Annotated in this window: 16 protein-coding genes and 1 other RNA gene; 2 read left to right on the forward strand and 15 right to left on the reverse strand. The window is 39.9% G+C overall.

From position 1 onward, the window contains the following. Nucleotides 1-154: 154 nt before the first annotated feature. Nucleotides 155-1,687, reverse strand: a complete 1,533-nt coding sequence (locus tag HJP15_RS02930; RefSeq protein ID WP_170173042.1) for a tryptophan halogenase family protein — start codon at nt 1,685-1,687, stop codon at nt 155-157. Nucleotides 1,688-1,728: 41 nt separating this feature from the next. Beyond that, complete coding sequence (locus HJP15_RS02935; RefSeq protein WP_170173043.1) at nt 1,729-4,365, reverse strand: TonB-dependent receptor; 2,637 nt, start codon at nt 4,363-4,365, stop codon at nt 1,729-1,731. A 256-nt stretch (nt 4,366-4,621) separates the two neighbouring features. Between HJP15_RS02935 and HJP15_RS02940 the strand changes: the two genes are divergently transcribed. Further along, a complete protein-coding gene (locus tag HJP15_RS02940; RefSeq protein ID WP_054205588.1) occupies nt 4,622-5,491 on the forward strand; it encodes a helix-turn-helix domain-containing protein in 870 nt (289 codons plus the stop codon). 45 nt (nt 5,492-5,536) lie between these two features. Here HJP15_RS02940 and HJP15_RS02945 read toward each other — a convergent pair whose 3' ends face one another. From HJP15_RS02945 to HJP15_RS02960, 4 genes are read right to left on the reverse strand one after another with little or no spacing between them, the layout of a single operon-like run. Further along, nucleotides 5,537-6,703: an FAD-dependent monooxygenase gene (locus HJP15_RS02945; RefSeq protein ID WP_054453709.1), complete on the reverse strand. Its 1,167-nt coding sequence runs from the start codon at nt 6,701-6,703 to the stop codon at nt 5,537-5,539. Beyond that, nucleotides 6,700-7,899 (reverse strand): 2-octaprenyl-6-methoxyphenyl hydroxylase, encoded by a 1,200-nt coding sequence (ubiH, locus tag HJP15_RS02950; protein ID WP_170173044.1) that lies wholly within the window; start codon nt 7,897-7,899, stop codon nt 6,700-6,702. The genes HJP15_RS02945 and ubiH overlap by 4 nt, the downstream gene beginning before the upstream one ends. A gap of 9 nt (nt 7,900-7,908) precedes the next feature. After that, the gene (pepP, locus tag HJP15_RS02955; protein WP_170173045.1) at nt 7,909-9,240 is read right to left on the reverse strand and encodes a Xaa-Pro aminopeptidase; all 1,332 of its coding nucleotides are present in this window, start codon (nt 9,238-9,240) and stop codon (nt 7,909-7,911) included. 47 nt (nt 9,241-9,287) lie between these two features. Further along, the gene (locus HJP15_RS02960) at nt 9,288-9,851 is read right to left on the reverse strand and encodes a UPF0149 family protein (protein ID WP_054205584.1); all 564 of its coding nucleotides are present in this window, start codon (nt 9,849-9,851) and stop codon (nt 9,288-9,290) included. Nucleotides 9,852-10,045: 194 nt separating this feature from the next. Between HJP15_RS02960 and ssrS the strand changes: the two genes are divergently transcribed. After that, nucleotides 10,046-10,229: non-coding RNA, 6S RNA (gene ssrS / locus HJP15_RS02965), on the forward strand. A 425-nt stretch (nt 10,230-10,654) separates the two neighbouring features. Here ssrS and bamE read toward each other — a convergent pair. From bamE to HJP15_RS03005, 9 genes are all read right to left on the reverse strand, one after another. Then, complete coding sequence (gene bamE, locus HJP15_RS02970; RefSeq protein ID WP_170173137.1) at nt 10,655-11,017, reverse strand: outer membrane protein assembly factor BamE domain-containing protein; 363 nt, start codon at nt 11,015-11,017, stop codon at nt 10,655-10,657. Nucleotides 11,018-11,318: 301 nt separating this feature from the next. Next, entirely contained in the window at nt 11,319-11,732 is a 414-nt protein-coding gene (locus HJP15_RS02975; RefSeq protein ID WP_170173046.1) for a DUF4019 domain-containing protein, read from the reverse strand. A gap of 57 nt (nt 11,733-11,789) precedes the next feature. Continuing rightward, nucleotides 11,790-12,275 carry a GNAT family N-acetyltransferase gene (locus HJP15_RS02980; RefSeq protein ID WP_170173047.1) on the reverse strand — a complete coding sequence of 162 codons (486 nt, stop codon included), beginning with the start codon at nt 12,273-12,275 and terminating at the stop codon, nt 11,790-11,792. Nucleotides 12,276-12,278: 3 nt separating this feature from the next. Beyond that, nucleotides 12,279-12,440 (reverse strand): tautomerase family protein, encoded by a 162-nt coding sequence (locus HJP15_RS21815; protein WP_249365782.1) that lies wholly within the window; start codon nt 12,438-12,440, stop codon nt 12,279-12,281. Continuing rightward, nucleotides 12,440-12,637: a tautomerase family protein gene (locus HJP15_RS21820; RefSeq protein WP_249365783.1), complete on the reverse strand. Its 198-nt coding sequence runs from the start codon at nt 12,635-12,637 to the stop codon at nt 12,440-12,442. The genes HJP15_RS21815 and HJP15_RS21820 overlap by 1 nt, the downstream gene beginning before the upstream one ends. A 273-nt stretch (nt 12,638-12,910) precedes the next feature. After that, nucleotides 12,911-15,541, reverse strand: a complete 2,631-nt coding sequence (locus tag HJP15_RS02990) for an efflux RND transporter permease subunit (protein WP_170173048.1) — start codon at nt 15,539-15,541, stop codon at nt 12,911-12,913. Between the two features lie 9 nt (nt 15,542-15,550). Further along, on the reverse strand, nt 15,551-16,384 hold the full coding sequence (locus HJP15_RS02995) for an outer membrane lipoprotein-sorting protein (RefSeq protein ID WP_170173049.1): 834 nt from the start codon (nt 16,382-16,384) through the stop codon (nt 15,551-15,553). Between the two features lie 9 nt (nt 16,385-16,393). Then, nucleotides 16,394-17,593, reverse strand: coding sequence for a DUF1302 domain-containing protein (locus HJP15_RS03000; protein ID WP_170173050.1), 1,200 nt, complete (start codon nt 17,591-17,593; stop codon nt 16,394-16,396). Beyond that, nucleotides 17,581-18,348 (reverse strand): SDR family NAD(P)-dependent oxidoreductase, encoded by a 768-nt coding sequence (locus HJP15_RS03005; protein ID WP_170173051.1) that lies wholly within the window; start codon nt 18,346-18,348, stop codon nt 17,581-17,583. Before HJP15_RS03005 ends, HJP15_RS03000 begins: the two co-directional genes overlap by 13 nt. Between the last annotated feature and the right edge of the window lie 2 nt (nt 18,349-18,350).

Consider the following 18,350-nt stretch of genomic DNA (forward strand, 5'->3'; position numbering starts at 1 on the left):
CTACAAATAAAATAAAAAGAGTGGTGATTACAATCTGTTCGTGGGCATACAAACAAAATGATTCAAGGGAATAGTTAATCACCACTCTTAATTGGTTAAGTCTGCCACTTTAAAATAAACCATGCGGCACTGCTCTACGGCTTATTGGTACTTTTCAACCCACTTTAGCCGATGTGCTATATTGATTTTTCATCGTATGCAGTTGCTTTGCATGTGGTTCGCAGTGCTGATCACACAACTCATTTAAATATGCTTTTGCCGCATTATTTATTGCAGTGGATGCGGGATCAAATACCTGCTGACAACGCTCACTTTTAAAATCCATACCACCGAGCAAGCAATACCAACTTGGCCTAAAATAAACCTGTTGTTGAGCATGCTTTGATAAGTAAACGTCAAAATCATCGCCATTAAGCCATGCGATTAATAATGATTTTAATGCGTTGGAACTATGCGTTAATTGCGTTGCAGCTAGCCAATAGCTGCTGTTGGTGCGCTGACTGGTTGCATAATGCGCCACCACATAATCTTTAATCCCGTACACTAATTGATGTAATTGCTGATTAACGTGCTCGGTCAATGCTAATGGTTGCTCGTTGTTTTGCAGCTTTACTAATGCTTGGCTAAATAATTTAATACTGTGCTGAGTCACCATCAAAGACGTCGCTTCAATAGGCTCAATAAAACTGTGCGCCAAACCAATCGCCATGACATTTTTTTGCCAAGCTGACTGCATACACCCCACTTTCATTTTTAAATGCCGAAAAGCGCTATTTTGTGCATCTATATTTAATTGATCTGTAAGTTCAGACTGGGCTTGTTCGCCAGTGATGTGTTTTGAGCTATACACATAGCCGTTACCAGTGCGACTGGTGAGGGGAATTTGCCAAGACCATCCAGCACTTAACGCTGTTGATTGGGTGGCACATGAAATAACGCCATCCGTAGTTACAGGAGTCGCTACAGCGACTGCGCTATCGTTAAGTAGTTCATTCGCAAATGAGTTAAAAGGGGTTTTTAGGGTTTGCTCAATTAATAATGCATTAAAGCCGCTAGCATCAATAAAAAAGTCACCGTTAACCTGTCGACCATCAATAAGCGTAATACCGACAATATTGCCGCACTCACTTAACTGAGCTTGGCTAAATTCACCATCAATATGTTTAACGGCCTTTTCTTGCGCATAGGCTTTTAATACAGCAGCAAGTTTAGTGGCATCAAAATGATAGCCATAGGTTTGCTCTTTAAGCATTGGCGTATGCACTTTTGGGCTTAAATTGTGTTTTGCTATGTGGCCTGTTAAAAAGTAATCATCGGGTGCTTGCCAATCACCATTGCCGCGCCTTCTGGCATTGGCATTTACACAATATACCTCGGCCGTTTTTTCATCCATTTGGCTATAAAACGGGTGAAAATAGCGGCGTTCATCACCATTCCAATTGTTAAAATAAATTCCGGCTTTGTAGCTTGCATCACACTGAGGCATCCATTGCTGTTCACTAATCCCCAATGTATCCATAAACGTTTTTAAGTGTGGTGTTGAACCTTCACCAACACCGATACTGCCAATTTTACTTGATTCAACAACCGTAATATCCAGCTTTGGATGCTGTTTAGATAAATACGCAGCGCACATCCATCCTGCGCTACCACCACCTAAGATAACTAATTTATTTATGATTGCCATAAGTTAAATATTAAAGGCCGCCAAACGGCGGCCTATCCTTATTAAAATTTATAACTTACGCCAAGGTAATAACGTGAACCAAACTCGATGGTATTTTGCGTTAAAGCAAAGTTAGTATCGTATGATTGCACTACTTCGTTAGTTAAGTTTACGCCTTCCAGACTAACATCTAAGTTTTCCATCGCATGCCAAATAATAGAAGCATCAAGTTGCTGATAATCATCATTCTTAACCGCTTGCGCTGCACCAACACCAATCCATTCACTACGCCAGTTATAAGCTAAACGGGTACTTATTATGTCGTTCTCAAAGAAAAGTGATGCATTAAAGCTATTTTCAGACACCCCAGGCACCATTTCTTTAGAGCCACTTGGTGTAGTTGTTTCGCTGTCTACATAGGTGTAGTTGGTGACTACACCAAAACCATTATCAAAACTATGCTGTAGTTGTAACTCAAGACCATTTATAGAGCCTTCGCCATTACTACGTGGGCGAGTAACGCGGCATTTATCGTACAGATCCGCACTTGCACCACACCCATCAACAAACTCAACGCCTTCAGTTGAAAAGACAACGTTGTCAATTTGTTTGGTAAAAAACCCAGCGGAGGCCATTGATGCTTCAGTAAAGTAATATTCAATCCCGATATCAGCTTGGTTTGCTTCGTATGGTTTTAGATCTGGGTTACCGCCAGTCGCACTACCAAAGTTGGCGTTAATTGCTAAGCCTGGTTTTAAATCACTGTAGTTTGCTCGCGACATAACTTGCGATGCAGCAGCACGTAAAATAATCTCATCCGATAAGTCATAGGCAAAATTTACACTTGGTAGCAGGTTACTATAATCAACGGTCTTGTTATAAACGGCACCACCTGCATAACCTCTGGAGGTTTGCTCTGTTTCTACATAACGCAGGCCAACATTACCCCGATAGTTTTCGCCGCTAAAATCGGCTTTAGCGTAAATAGCGATAATATCTTCATCTACCGAGAACGTATTCCCTAGGTTGGCAACTTCTGTTAACTCGCCTGCCGCGTATTTACCACTAATAAAGTCCCACCACTTATTTGTATCAAGTGACGCATACGCATTTAATGTATGTCCAGCACTTTGAGAATGTAGCCCAGATAATACACCATCACTCCAATTTGCTAGATTACCATCAGGAACAAAACCGAGCACTTCATCTGGGTTACGATTAAAAGCTACACGTGAAAATTCGCTGCTATTAAATTTGATACCCGCTTTAATTGCGGTAAAGGTGTCACCATCGAGTTCAAATTTAAGGTCAGCCTGTGCGTAACTTACATTATGCTCTTGTACTGTGGTGTCAAAATTAGCCTCTTGTGCATGCTTAAACTTGCTTGCATCTGTAGCATCAAGGGATGTTAACCATACTTGATATGGGCCAGTAGCATCATAAGTAAAACCGCCATCTGTGCTGTTTTGGCCATTTGGAAATGCCGGATCGCCTATTTTACCGCCTTCATCTGAAGCTGGGATCCACCAAGATGATGCGCCAAATTGCGTGCCGCCGTCTGATGTAGATTTACCAATCACACCACTTACTTCAAAACCGTCACCTTGATACTTACCCGATAAATTAAGTACATCCGCTTTCATATTAACCGCATTGCGTACTACTGGGTTATAAATAATAGAGGCATACGCAGGTGTAATAGTTGCTCGTTCAGTACCGCCTAATCCATTATTAGTTACGTTGGTAGAGCCCGCACCACGCGCGCCAACTGTTAAAAAATTATGGTTTACATGCGGGTTATCAAATTCAAAGCGAAAATAATCAAGTACAAACTCCAGGTTATCAGTTGGCGCAAACTGTGCTGTTAATTGTGCGCTGGTACGTTCACGCTCTGATTTAAATGCCTGCGACCCTAAGCTCCATGCACCAACGGTTGAATCTTGCCCTGTTGCTTGATCTGCTGCAAAGTACTCGTAATATCCACCAATTGACTCAAGTACATGACGCCCAGAAGTTAATTGCTCATAAGAATACGCCGCTAAAATACCAAATTTTTCGTCATCATTTTTCCAGCTAGCCAGAACTGATGCGCCAGGATCTGTTTCATCATACAATGAACTTTGTGCCAGCTCAGCTGATACCATTAGCGTATTAGAATCTAAATCAAGCGGCTTACGTGTCGTTAAATTAACCGTACCACCGAGAGCGCCTTCTTCGATGTTTGCTTCAGGGGTTTTATACACTGCAACACCCGATACTTGCTCGGCTGATAGCAGCTCCATATTAAAAGTACGAGTGGCTGGGCCTAAGTCGTACCATGAGGTACTTGCAACAGTTTGCCCATTTAACAGTACTCTTGATTGCTCTGGTGCAGTACCTCGAATAGTCACACCATTTACTTCACCGTATTGGCGGTCAACCGTGACACCCGAGATACGTTGCAGCGCATCACCAATGTTTTTATCCGGAAATTTACCGATATCCTCTGCGGTGATCGCATCAACTACACCATCGGCAAAACGTTTAGTGTTCATTGATGCTTCAAGTGAGCGGCGAATGCCACGCACTTCAATGGTTTCAATGTCACTTTCTGCTTGTGTTTCATTTGCTGCAAATGTCATCGGGGTGATATATAACGCTGAGATACATATCGCCAATGTTGACAATTTTAATGGTGCCTTGTTGTTTGTGCTTTTCATTCCTAGTCCCTCTATTTATTGTTTTTGATAGCGAAACTAGACTACCGTGCACAACACGTACTAAGAGGTACAATTCTCACCAGTTATGATACTTTTCGATCGGATAATTTGTAGGAATGTTGAAAAATCGAGCTAAAAAACCATAAATCACACAACATAACGATAGGTTAATACTAATTATGAATAGATAAGTATCACACCTAAGAGTATAAATTGTTCAAATAGAAGCGAGAATAATAACCCTAGGAATTAAGTCATGCGGGCAATGTGTGAAAAGGTCATCCCAAGCAACAACTCATCATGGCGATATTGTAAGTACAGCTTAGATTACATCCCTTTTAACTGGCACTACCATCCTGAATTTGAGATCTGTTTAACGCTCAATAGCCAAGGCGTTTGCCATATTGGTGATTATATTGCACCATATGATGATCTTGATTTAGTCATTTTAGGCCCTGATTTACCGCATACTTGGCAATCATCCCCCAACTCAGATAACAGTGTGCAAATTGTACATGTAGCACAAATACCAAAAAAATGGCTTAGCCAACATGTCAGTAACCACCCTGAATTAGCTGTTTTAGAAGCGCTATTGATTGCATCACAACGAGGGCTTAAATTTTCAAGGCAAACAGCGGTCATTGCCAAGCAATACTTTGAAAAAATTGAAGCCAGCGAACCTTTTGAACAATATTTAGGGTTGCTTGCATTATTAAGGGAAATGAGCAAAGAGCACAGCGCAAGAATGTTATCGAGTTCAACCTTTAGCGTGTCAACGCACACCCATCAAGCGCACGATAAATTTGATAAAGTAATAGATTATATTTACCGACATTATACTGAAACATTGTGCGCCGAGCAGTTGGCTATTATGGCGCATATGAGCACCAACCACTTTCATCGTTTTTTTAAAAAACGCATGGAACGCACATTAACAGAGTTTATTAACCAATTGAGAATTGGTCATGCGTGTAAAGAATTAATTAACACTAACAGGTCAATCACCGCCATTAGCGACCAATGTGGATTTAAAAATATTTCAAACTTTAATCGGCGTTTTTTAATGTTAAAAGGCGCAACACCGAGTGAATACAGAAAACGCCTAAGGCAAAAGTCACTCGTATAAAGCCACTAACCTTGCCCTCAAAAGCCTTACTCTCGCAAACTACCCTTACTTCCCTATCGCTTGTTTTGCAAATAGGTGCTTAATAGGGCCTAGGTTATCAACTAAGCTTAAACCCACTCCACGCACTAGTTTTTTAAGCGGGTTAGCGCCTTCAAAAAGCTCTTTTAAGCCTTGCATCATGGCTATGTGCTTTTGCGCGTCGAGTTTACGGGTACGTTCGTAATCACGCAGAGTACGTGAACTTGCAAACTCTTTATGTTGTTGGCTTAGCAGCTCAATTAAGTAAGCGGCATCTTTGAGGCCTAAATTCATACCAAGCCCAGCTAACGGGTGAATGGTGTGGGCAGCATCGCCTATTAACACTACTTTACCTTCTACCCACGTTTGCGCATAACGCATTGTTAATGGAAACGCAGCACGCTCACTTTGCACTTCACATAACCCACATTGGCTATCTAAAGCGGCCATTATCGCTTTATTAAAATCGTTGTTATCCATTGCTAATAACGTTTGGCAGTGCTCAGGACTTGTTGACCATACAATTGAATGAGTGTTGGCATCTGGCAATGGTAAAAATGCTAATGGCCCTGTTGGTAAAAATACTTGGCGTGCCATATTGTTATGTGGCTCAGCGGTTTTAACCGTCGCGACAATAGCGTTATGGTCGTAATCTTTAAAGGTAATTGGCAAGTTAAACTGTTTGCGAATTGCTGAATTTGCACCATCAGCCGCCACCAGTAATTTGGCTATCACCGGCTCCCCTGAATCTAAAGTAACAAATACGTCATTGTCACTTTGATGAATTTGTTGGTAACGAGTATCAAATAATAAAGTTGCTTGGCTATGATTTTCTAGCTCTTTGATCAATGCATAACGAATAACATCGTTTTCGACTATATGGCCTAAATGAGGTAAATCTAGCTCATCGCTGTTAAAGGCAATTTTACCAAAACTGTCTTGGTCGCGTACATCCATATGGGTATAAGCGCGCGCCCGCTTTGCTATAATTTCTGGCCATACATTGAGGGATTCAAATAACGCTTGGCTAGCAAGGCTTAATGCACTTACTCGTAAACCATATTCATCGCCAGGCAATACCTGCTTTGACGCAGCATCTATTACGACCACGCTGATATTCGCTTTGGCTAACCCTAATGCGAGCGTTAAGCCTACACAGCCACCGCCCACAACACATACTTGTGCTTGCTTCATAGTCGTTTACCTTGTTTTACTTGCCCCATTAATTGCTTTGCCAATGGGGTTTTTAATGAGGAACATAAATCCATGGAGAATAAACCGCAGCTGCGGCCAAATGCCAGTACCCGTGATGAGTTTGAAAATAACCGCACTAAAGAATCCGTTAGCGTCATTACGGTATTAATATCTTGATTACGTTGCTTGGCATATTCACGTGTAAATGCGTAGCTGCCGATTGCTGATTCACTTTTTACTAATTCACTTGTTATTAGCTCACATAACAGCTGTACATCACGCAAACCTAAATTAAATCCTTGTCCTGCAATAGGATGAATTGCATGCCCAGCATTGCCAATAAGTACTGTTCGATGACTACTAAAAGACTCTGCACGGCCATACACTAACGGGTAACTTGCACGCATACCCACTTTACTAAATAGCCCGCCACGATAGCCAAACGCACTTTGTAGAGCATTAATAAAAGCATCTTCACTTAGCTTTAGGTGATCGTCAATATCCGTTTTATCCATACACCATACTAGCGAATAACGGTTATTACTCATGGGTAATAATGCCATTGGCCCATGCTCAGTAAAGCGTTCAAAGGCATGATTATGGTGGCCATCTGCCACTTCGATATTGGCAATAATTGCCCCTTGCGAATATGGCTGGGTTGCAAAGTCTATCTTCGCTAATTCGCGCGTTGGCGACTGCGCTCCATCGGCAACAACCACTAACTTGGCATTTAAACTATTGCCTGATTGTAAGGTGGCCTGTGCATTGTCACTTGTGTAGTTTAAGCTCGCGATACTGTCAGGACAAAACAGTTTAATGTGTGAATTGGTGAGCTGATTATGAAGTGAGCGGCCAAATGGATTAACTTCAACCACATAACCCAGTGCAGGTTGAGCAAACTCATCACAATTAATATGAGTTTTTCCAAAATGCCCACGATCCGATACGGATACTTTTTTAATCGCAGTAGCAAAACCAATATCGGGGTCAAACACCTGCAACCCCTTTAAAAACTTTACAGATTGCTGGGCTAGCGCAATGCTACGATCATCAAAACTAGGGTGATAGTCAGCATTTATTTGATTAGCCTCAACTACGGCAATGCTGAGGTTTGGCGCATGTTTAGCCAAGCTTAACGCACAACTGGCACCCGCTAAACCGCCACCAACAATAACTACATCAAACTGCTCTGCCACGCGCTGCTCCTAGCGATTAGTTGCTTGTTTTTTCATTAAGGCTTCAATTTCGCTGATACTTTTGGGCGCACTCGCTGTCAGATTTTCATGACCTTGCTCAGTCACTAACAGATTATCTTCAATACGAATGCCAATGCCTTTATATTGCTCAGGTGCTTTAGCATCTAAACTAATATAAAGCCCAGGTTCTATAGTCAACACCATACCAGGCTCAAACGGGCGTTCTTTTTCGTCTTTTTTGTAATCACCTACATCATGAACATCTAAACCAAGCCAATGACCTAGACCATGCATATAAAATGCTTTGCATGCTTGATTGTCTAACAGCTCTTGTAAATCGCCTTGCAGAATACCTAAATCAAGTAAACCTTGCGTAAGTACTTTCATAGCCAGTTTATTTGCTTTTGAAAGCGTACCACCGGGTCTTACTTCAGTAAATGCCGCTTCTTGCGCAGCAAGTACAATAGTATAAAGCGCGGCTTGTGGTTCACTAAATTTGCCATTGATTGGGAAAGTACGAGTAATATCCGCCGCGTAACCGTGTAGTTCTGCACCAGAATCAATCAGCACTAGATCACCATTGGTTAGCACATCGCTGTTTGCGGTGTAATGCAATATGTTAGCGTTATCGCCACCACCTACAATAGTGCCGTACGCAGGATGGCGTGCACCATGCATTGCGTAATGATGATGAAGCTCCGCTTCTAATTGATACTCAGTAACACCGGGCTTTGCAAATTGCATAGCACGCATATGACCTTGCGTACTTACTTCACAAGACTCACGCATAATGCGCACTTCAGCTGGCGATTTAAATAATCGCATTTCGTGCACTAAACCACGAATATCTTTAATAGTGTGCGGTGCTTTGTAACCTTTTTTAGGTGCGCCACGTAGGGTATTTAATAATTCCCATACTTTATCGTCAAATTGCGGGTAAGTGCCTTGTGCATAAAATAAAATCTGCTGGCCGTTCACCAAATTCAATAATTGTTCAGTTAGCTCACTCAGTGCACATGTTTGGTCGAATAAATAATCTTTTTTGGCTTTTTCAAAACCGATTCGTCGGCCGTGCCAAATTTCTGCCAACTTATCTTTGTTCAAACAAAATAACGTACTTGGTGTTTCACTGCTTGGACTCAGTACCAACACAGCATCGGGTTCATTAAAACCAGTTAAATAGAAAAAGTCACTATCTTGGCGAAACGCATACTCAGTATCTCTGCTTCGAGTTACTTCGTTTGCCGCTGGAATAATTGCTACGCTATTTGGCTCCATCATGGCCAGTAAACGCTCTCTGCGTGCTTTAAACTCTGCTTTTTCTATACTAACTGTTGGCATTGTAAACCCTGCTTTTAGTGTTTTTTAACGTTAAGGTACATCGTCACTTAATGAAGTGTTTTTTTAGTGCTTTTTGGCGCTGGCTCTTGGCCAAGTTCTGCAAAGCATAAAAGTGCAGATACACGCACATACTCAATCACTTCGTGCAATGCTTGGCTGTCCTCTTCAGTTTCGTCAAACATGGTATCTAAGCGGGTAATTTCGCTAAAATCACTGATCACTTCTTTTACGTCAGCTGATAATTTGCCATAGTCTTTTTGCTTTAAGCCAAAACCAAGCATAAATCCTGCAACCCAAGACACTAAACCATTGGCTTGATCGACTAAAGTTTCGTCATCGCTTGGTAAAAATAAATCAAATTGAAATTCTTCATCGTTAAAGCTCTCTACGACTTGCTTATAAATAACAGCAAAAAATTCTTTCAGATCATGGCTAAATGATTGACCATCATTAAACACATCGCTTAATAAGCCTAGGTACTCTTTGGCTTCAATACTCAAACCACAGGCTAATAACCCACTGATCACGCCATGCGCTTCTGAAGGAGTGACAAAAATTTCGTTTTTTTCCAATAGTAATTGGGCTTGCTGGTAATCTGGTAATTCGTTCATGCTGGCATCTTCACTTGGCTAATTAAGTTAATGCTACCACTCGATAAATAGCAACTCCAATTAATTGTATGATTGAGGTCAAAAAGCAATCCGAAAAGTAAATAGTCAGTTACCAATGCTGAAAAAACCTTCGAACAGTACAATTATTTTGAATTTGGGGTGTAAGGATTGGCTTATGTCTTATATACTCAATTTGTTCCCTAGGGTGTTGGTACTTAGTTAAGTCCCTGAGCCGATAAATTTTATGTTAGGGTTTCTGTTCGTCTGCTATTGTGCAAGCTCGGCATGTACCGAGAAGCCTACGGCAAACCGCAGATTCCCGCCCTGAGACCTTCTGGTTTCAGGACTAATACCGAGTACCGCATACTTGGGGAACACCTTACTTCTTCACTTAAGCCTCCAATATACGTATAGCTTTATTAACTACAGTAAATCCAAAATAATTTGCTTAAATCGAAAACTGCTGACTAGTGCCATAACACTACCGAAAACTATATATTTTATACTCTTTGTTTTTACTAACCACAAAACCGTCAATAATAAACCGATCTACAATGGCTACTTCAATGATATGTGCGTTGAACTCACTACAATAGGCAAGACTTCAAACGCATAAAAATCTCCGACAGGAGAGTTGGGGGTAATTGATGTATTAATAAATGTATACGTTAGTAAGCATCTTATCAGAGTTCAAATTGAATGATTTATTTTTAAAGCATTAATAGTATTTGAGGGATTATGCCTGGGGTATTACGGCCGTTAAACGACCGTAATAATGATGCGTTGAAATAGGTAATTTGGGGTTATAGGCGTGTAGAGCTGCCAGCTGTTTCGTTGAATGATAAACCTGATACAATGCCTTTCGCATTAAAGCGAATAGTCACATTTTTTGATTCATTCTGTGAACCGCCTACATAACCTGCGTAAGGCACATAACCAGTGCTAGCACCTTGGCCTTCGCTGTAGTTGTAAGTCCATACTACTTCATCATTACCTACATCGTTAACGCCCATAGGGTCGCCAATTGCTTCTCTAACTTGCTCTTGTGTTGTTTCACCTTTTTTAAAGCCTTTTACAACTTCCATATCAAAGTCGCGACCTTGAGACGTGCTGTTACACGCAGTTAAAACAAATGCCATCACAATAGTTAAAAATATTTTTTTCATGTCAATCCTTAATAATTTTTTATAAGTCCATTTCAACGCAATTAAGCGCGTTAATTATCAACAAAATTAATATAAAATCAACTAAAATAATAGTTATATTATAAATAAGTAATTACCTAAAATTAATTTTATTTAATTAAAAGGGATAATAAATAAACTAAGAATAAAATACTCCGATATAAAATAACATTTTAAAAGGCCTTATATACTTGTTATAACTATAAGAAAGATAGTAGAAAACAAAATGAAATAACTAAATAAAAGACAGATTTAAAAATAAAAGCTACCAAACAATTTTAATTTACTGAATAAAATAACCAATCACCTGCCATTGCTCCGCAGATTTTTTCATTGTTATGCTCTCTAATGACTCTTTTCTATTTTCAAAATCAGTTTGAAATTGCAACATAACATACTCCCCACTAGGTAGTTCTGGGAGTGAGGTAAATGTTTGGCGATTTACACCCTCACGAGATTTAACAGCGCCAAGTGACCTGCGAACTTCAGTAAGTTTAGATACCCATAACTGTGTTGTTACATTGGCTTGAAAATACGGATCCGCTTGATGCCAACTTTTAGCATAGTTTGCGCTATCAACAATTTCTAACCATGATGTGGCAGCCGATATTTCTTTGGATACATCCACAATCTCAGTTGTCTTTGCGAGCGCAAAAGGTGTTGTTAATAAACACAGTATGGCGAAAATAACTTTCATTTAAAATTCCTTTTAATCTTAATCAATCTTCTTATTACAATAAATAAAAACAAATAATTAAACAACTTTGCCGTAAATTAGTGCATTATAAAAACGATCATTTTTATATATAGCTTTATGTAAGCAGCCCTCTTTCAAAAAACCATTTTTTTCAAGCACCTTTGCTGAACGTAAGTTATTTTCAAAGACAACGGCATGCAAACGCACAACCTCAGTTGCTTGTAGTTGTGCAATTAATAACGCTAAAGCTGTTGTAACAACTCCTTGCCCCCAATATTCTTGAGCCAGCCAGTAGCCTATTTCGGCTGATTTACTATATTCAAACTCTCCTTTCATTGCTCCTATGCAACCAACACATTGCCCATCGAGTTCAATCGCCCATGCGTTACTTAATATGCAGCCTTTTTCAATCCACCAGCGCGCATCCTCTTCAGTATATGGGCTAGGTATTTTCGATGATAAAAAGTGAGTAACTTGTAAATTATTAAGATACTTAACAAGCAATAAGACATCGTTTGGTTGAAATGACCTGAGCTTGATCACGTATTATACTCCCTTACTTTCGAGTTGATTTTTATTACAATAAGTGGCCTTTTCAAAGTCACTCACATTCATCGCAATGTTATCGATATGCGGGAACATCTGAGTAAGTTTGGTCACTATCACTTTTGATAATTCAGCTTTTTGAGCCGTTGTTAGACCTTCCATTATATGGCCAAAACATGGATAAATTCGTGCTGTTTATTGCCCACTAAATAACGATTATACGGGTTTACCCTGACTTTAATTTCATGCTCAGCAAACAACCCCGAGGCGTTTACAGTATGGTAAATTTGCTCATTAATAGTATCTTCATCATGATAGGCCAAGATACTCTGCGAGCAATCGATAATAAAATGTGGCATTAAATAACTCCTTGTTTATGAAAAATAAGTATTTAATTTAACTTATCTTTTTTATCATAAAGCACTGCATTATAGTTAATTTTATTATAGAGCTATCAAAGAAAATGTATGAGTATATAAGGAAAACGAGATGGTGTTATACCTAAGCCACCTCAAAATGCAGGATTTTACCTTTAGTAGAGTGTATTTTACCTCTCCTCACTTTAATCTAAAGCCGCATCACCCGATACGGCTTTATTATTTTATCTAGGCTAGCATATAGTCCTTTATATTTTAACTTTCAGGAGTCAATATCCCGACTGCGCTTTGTGATTCACTGGCTTTAAGCTCCCCCTTGAAAAACCAAGGTGCGAATAAAGTAATGACAAATAACGTAACCATACCGCTAATTAGCAGTGATAACCCCACTAATGTACCAAGATCAATCAGTGCTTTGTGCTGAGAAAACAACAAAGCAATAAATCCAATACTGAACACCAAGACATTAGCAATAATCGCCCTACCACTTACCCTCATTGCATTTAATAAGGCGTGGTTAATACTGTGACCATTTTGTATTTCATGTTGGATCCTCAAGATGTAATGCACTGAGTAATCAACAATGCCAAGTACTAAAAATGAAATAATGGCCGTCCCGATGTTCAGCTCAATGTTTAATACCGTCATCAATGCAAAATAAATCATCACTGTAGACAATAAAGGCAAAGTGCCTGCTAAACCTAAGCGAATCGATTTAAACCAAATGATCATGACAAGCAACACTGTTATTAATGCAATAGAAGCGCTCACAGTTTGACTTTTCACTAACGCATCTAACACAGCAGTCCATATGATTGGCGAACCTGCGTGTGTAATTTTCACTCCTTCCGGTTTGTTTTTTTCAATCCATGGTAAAGTGTGATCTAAGAAAGATTGATAGTCATTTGCCACCGTTGTTCCTAGTGTGTAAAGCAACACGGTTTTAGAAAAGTCTTCGTTTAGTACATTTGTGACATCAGAACCGCCACTATTTTCAAACATTAAAATAGACTGCCTGATGATATCACTGCCGGCAATTTCAACTTCATAAGTTTGCTTTGTATCTTCATCAATTTCAGTAAAGCGCTCAACTTCATTGGGTAGACGATTGTACTGAGGATCAAAGTCATTCAATGTGTAATTAATACGCCTTACATAGCGCGCCAAAGAGTAGCTGTAATTCACTGTACTGTGCTGATGAATGTGTTGCTCTAATTGGTCAATAAAATGTGCAACTTCAAGAGTCAATGCACCACCTTTTATACCTGTATCCACTTCGATCCAACCAGGGCTGGTACCCGCAATGTGATTATTTATAAAATCGTCGGAGATCCTAAAATCACTTTGTTCTGGAAAGTAACCCGATCCCATATCATCAACACGCACTTGCGAAGCCAAAAAGCAAGAGCCAGCAAAAAGCCCAAGAAAAACCACTGAGAACACTTTTCGATTAGCCATAACAGGTGTTAACGTGCGCACAAGTAAGCGACTAATAAAATATTTTTCACTCACATCATCACTACTTTGTGTTGTTTGTGGTGTCGCTATGATGTCTTTGTTCGGGAAAAGAGAGAGTAAAGCTGGGATCAATAATAAAGAAATAATCAGCGCAACAAACATACCAAACGATATAAACAAGCCAAAGTTGCGCAAGCTTTCAATACTGGATGACGTTGACATTGTAAAGGTCAAGCAAGTTGTTATTGTGGTTAATACAACTGGGGACACCATTAAGATCATCGCTTTGCGAATAGCCACTAAGCGAGATTTATTGATTTTCTTCTGATGGTAATACTCAGCCATAACGTGTATCGCATCAGATAAGCAGATGGTTAATAAAAATACCGGCAGGATGGCGGTGATCACATCTAATGGCGCATTTACAATGGCCATCATGCCCATTGTCCACACTGTACACATGACAACGTTTATTAAGGGGATAACAACACCTAAAATGGTCTTAAAGAATACCGCTAAAATTACCGTAATTAATAAAATAACGATCGGCAGTAAAGTCGCAAAGTCGTGATCTATCACTTGCTTTTGTGCAGCAAAAAATACCGGAACTCCACTGATATAAATATCATCTTTAAGTTCAGGGTGAGCCTCTTGGTAATCACTAACAAGTTGTTTAAACGCCTCATATGCACGCACTTGGCCAATGGCATCATCTTCTAAAATACTTAACTCAACAACAATAAGTGCAACTTTTCCATCCGGTGAAATTGGACCATACTCAATGAGCTCGTTATCTTGGACTGCATTTTTAACAAACTCGATATCTTGATTGCGTTGATTCACTGTTTCTTGCGCAAACATAGTACCATGTTCATCTAAAAAGACATTTTCAGTTGATGACAAACCCGCCATTTCTCTAACGGGGTCAAGGCGTTCAGCAAAAACTCGTAAATTGCGTTGCTGCTTGTCTGTCAATTGCCAAGTAGCTGATTGACTGACAAGTTCACGCGCGAGTAAACCGTCATTTGGGGTCATGCCATCCGCCAAAATCACATCAATACTGGTTATTAGTTGACGGTTTTCTGGGTAGGCAGATTGCAGCTCTTTAAGCATTTGCGCATCGCTTTGATCAACGTAGTTCATTCTTTCAGCTGCGCGTGATAGATCAAAAATAGCGTTAATCGAAGCTTGATTGAAAACTGTATTATCATTGTGCAGAGCGATCATTACAGAGTCGTATGTGCCCGTAAACTCCTCTCTTAAGTCAAAAATTGTACTGCGAGCAGGGTGATCCTGCGGTAAAAAATAGGGGTTGTTATCTTCACTCAAATTAGCAGAAGCAACCAGAAAGTAAGCTGTAATAAGTACTAGCAAGGCTAATATTGATTTTGGGTACTTAAACACAAAATCTAGATATTTTTCTAACATGTCAATTCCTTATTCTAATTCAGAGATTTTAATTAACCCTGCAACATCGCTGTCTTTTATGCCTCGTTTAAGTTTCGACTTTCTGAAAATGGCATCTTCAATACCTTGGTTATAAAGCGTCTCATGAAACAAAAAAGTGCTTTTTTTATTTTCAATAAAATTTGTCATAGTTGATGCCGTAATCGTCCAAAAACCTTGAATTTTATCAACTTTATCAACATCCAATTGTTTGAATAAAATACCTTTTGCATCAAAGTATTGCTGTTTCAAAATTAACTTTCTGTCTTTATCAACCCAAGTTACCAACTTGTAGTATCCCGACTTATTTATAACATCTTGTGATTTTGGAGTACGCTCAATGACATGTGTCTCAACGTCATTTACGCTTTCGCTTTTTACAATTTTTGAGTCAAAATCAGTGACGCGCAATTTATCTAAATCGTAATACGAATATTCGCTGCCCATAAAAGCGCCACGTTTATCCGTCGCAGAAATACGTCTTACTTTTCTAAATGCCGGAAGGTACATCCACTGCTCGTCTTCCTGCGCCGTACCTTCATCAAAGCTGCGCATCAAAAAACTAATATCGCGCACATCTGCGGGGGCTTTGATAGCCAAAACCATTACTTCGTCTTGATCTATATCTTTTTGCAACATATAAAACTGTCGCTGATTAAGCAGACTATCATCGCTTAGCGTTTTCAAAGTCACCGTGGACATGTAATCTTTACCGTCATTGCGATCACGCACCTGTTGTAAAATGTTATTTGCGTCATTAGCCGAAGCATCTGCAAATACACTTAACAAAATGCCAGCTGAGGCCAAAATATGTGTTAGTTTCATTTTTTCTCCTTAAAAATAATATGTTGCAGCAAGCCAAATGCGATCACGCTGCTGCTGTGCACCTAAATAATTCGCTTGCTCACCATCGATGAGATCGAGGTTTAGCTTTAGTAGCCAATATTGATTGGGCTTGTAAGTTAGTTTTAGCTGGGATAAAAGCCCACCACCTTGGTTATCGACGTAACTTAATGCCGCGCGTAAGTAAACTTGATTAGCAAAGAAACCCCGCTCTGCTGAGGCTGTGTAAATTGGTGCAGATTCTGGGATCACATACGTGGGTTGCCAACCATTGAGCAATTGATTGGTATACTGAACTGTTGTAGTCCAATCTTTGTAGCGATAATCCAAGCCCACTAATGCTTCCAACTTGTTGACGTCTTTGTGCTGTAACGCACTATCATTAACTGTGTAATTATCAAAGTAGGCAAGCTCAGTCCGAAGCACGAAGGCATCTATTGGCTTGCTCAAACTAGTTCCTAGCATTGAAAACTTTTCATAGGAATAGTCAGGCAGTTCACTAGCCGTTGCATTCAATACGGGATCATCTTGGTAACCGTGAAATGCGTACAAGCTGATATCTGTGTCATGAACAAACATGTTATAACGCAAACCTAGTTCGTACTTCCCCCACTCACTGCTTTCACTATTTGGGTAATAGTTATTGCCAAACTCTGCACCCGAGGCTGGGTATTCATTACTACGTTGTTCAATAGTGGTAATAAAGTTTAACGTATCGCCGTTATCGTACTCATAGTCCACTTTTAACATTGGCACAGCCACGCGATAATCGTCGATATCAAACAAAATAAAGCTTTTAAAATCCAATGGATTAATAACATCAACAATACGTAAATCGTCGGCTTCGCCCCACACTACCTTTTGATAACCAAATGACCAAAAGCTCAGGCCTAATTCCCCTGAAACATACGCCTCTTCGATAATTGCTCGCGATCCATATTGATCTTCGGCTGCAATGCTAAAACGCTCATTATCACTGTAGACAAAGTCATGCTCTAACCTGCCATCAAAGGTAAAACTCAACTGCTCAGTGCTGTATTCAAGTTTTGTCCCAACCGCAATTCTTTGCTCTGTAGCATAATTTTCTGCAATGTTGTAACCAAAGCTACTTGTTAGATTAGGTTGAACATACAAATTGGCGTAGCTACTGCTACTTACGCTGCATACAGCAATCAATACTAACCTCCGCATGAGCTGCCACCGTCAATAATTAATGATTGCGCAGTGATCATTCGAGCTTGTTGTGAACATAAAAAATACGCACTATCAGCAACATCACTACTTTGCACATAAGAGCGCATTGGGATGCGTTTTTTTGCTTTTCGCATTACTTGATCGAGCGTTGAACCAACCATATCAGCTTGCTTTTGCAACTCTTTACGAAGTAAAGGCGTATCAACGTAACACGGTAAAATAGCATTAACTCGAATACCATGGCGCGCCCAATCCATTGCAAGCCCTTTCATCATACCCAACTGTGCATGCTTTGAGCTGCAATATGCTGTGTTACGATGATTACCCATTTTGCCCAAAATTGAGGACATAAACAGTACAGCACTGCCTTTATCAAGCTTAGCCTCACATTGCGCTATAATTGATTGGCAGCTATTTACATTTACGTCCATCACTCGCATGAAGGTATCTCGCTCATTAATCTCATTTTCATCCGCTACGCCATGACTAAGCACTAAAGCCTCTAATTGTGTTAAAGGTTCTAGTGCACTGGCTAATTTCGAGAAATACACTTGGCCAGTCAAATCTGCTGCAATAGCAATAAAAATGATATCGCCATCGGCATAACGCAATTGCATTGCTTTTAAGCTCGCTTCATCTCGATCAAGTGCAATAATGTAGCGGCACCCTTGTTCAATAAATTTTTCAACACAAGCCGCGCCAATACCGTTTGCTGCGCCACTTATTAAAACTGAATTAATTGCTTTTTCCATTT

Source organism: Pseudoalteromonas sp. NEC-BIFX-2020_002 (assembly GCF_013002825.1).
Classification (GTDB): domain Bacteria; phylum Pseudomonadota; class Gammaproteobacteria; order Enterobacterales; family Alteromonadaceae; genus Pseudoalteromonas; species Pseudoalteromonas neustonica.

Bases quoted from the DNA above. Each gene is read 5' to 3' on its own strand.
- HJP15_RS02930 (WP_170173042.1), bottom strand. From the start codon at position 1,687: ATGGCAATCATAAATAAATTAGTTATCTTAGGTGGTGGTAGCGCAGGA.
- HJP15_RS02935 (WP_170173043.1), bottom strand. From the start codon at position 4,365: ATGAAAAGCACAAACAACAAGGCACCATTAAAATTGTCAACATTGGCG.
- HJP15_RS02940 (WP_054205588.1), top strand. From the start codon at position 4,622: ATGCGGGCAATGTGTGAAAAGGTCATCCCAAGCAACAACTCATCATGG.
- HJP15_RS02945 (WP_054453709.1), bottom strand. From the start codon at position 6,703: ATGAAGCAAGCACAAGTATGTGTTGTGGGCGGTGGCTGTGTAGGCTTA.
- pepP (WP_170173045.1), bottom strand. From the start codon at position 9,240: ATGCCAACAGTTAGTATAGAAAAAGCAGAGTTTAAAGCACGCAGAGAG.
- HJP15_RS02960 (WP_054205584.1), bottom strand. From the start codon at position 9,851: ATGAACGAATTACCAGATTACCAGCAAGCCCAATTACTATTGGAAAAA.
- bamE (WP_170173137.1), bottom strand. From the start codon at position 11,017: ATGAAAAAAATATTTTTAACTATTGTGATGGCATTTGTTTTAACTGCG.
- HJP15_RS02975 (WP_170173046.1), bottom strand. From the start codon at position 11,732: ATGAAAGTTATTTTCGCCATACTGTGTTTATTAACAACACCTTTTGCG.
- HJP15_RS21815 (WP_249365782.1), bottom strand. From the start codon at position 12,440: ATGGAAGGTCTAACAACGGCTCAAAAAGCTGAATTATCAAAAGTGATA.
- HJP15_RS21820 (WP_249365783.1), bottom strand. From the start codon at position 12,637: ATGCCACATTTTATTATCGATTGCTCGCAGAGTATCTTGGCCTATCAT.
- HJP15_RS02990 (WP_170173048.1), bottom strand. From the start codon at position 15,541: ATGTTAGAAAAATATCTAGATTTTGTGTTTAAGTACCCAAAATCAATA.
- HJP15_RS02995 (WP_170173049.1), bottom strand. From the start codon at position 16,384: ATGAAACTAACACATATTTTGGCCTCAGCTGGCATTTTGTTAAGTGTA.
- HJP15_RS03000 (WP_170173050.1), bottom strand. From the start codon at position 17,593: ATGCGGAGGTTAGTATTGATTGCTGTATGCAGCGTAAGTAGCAGTAGC.
- HJP15_RS03005 (WP_170173051.1), bottom strand. From the start codon at position 18,348: ATGGAAAAAGCAATTAATTCAGTTTTAATAAGTGGCGCAGCAAACGGT.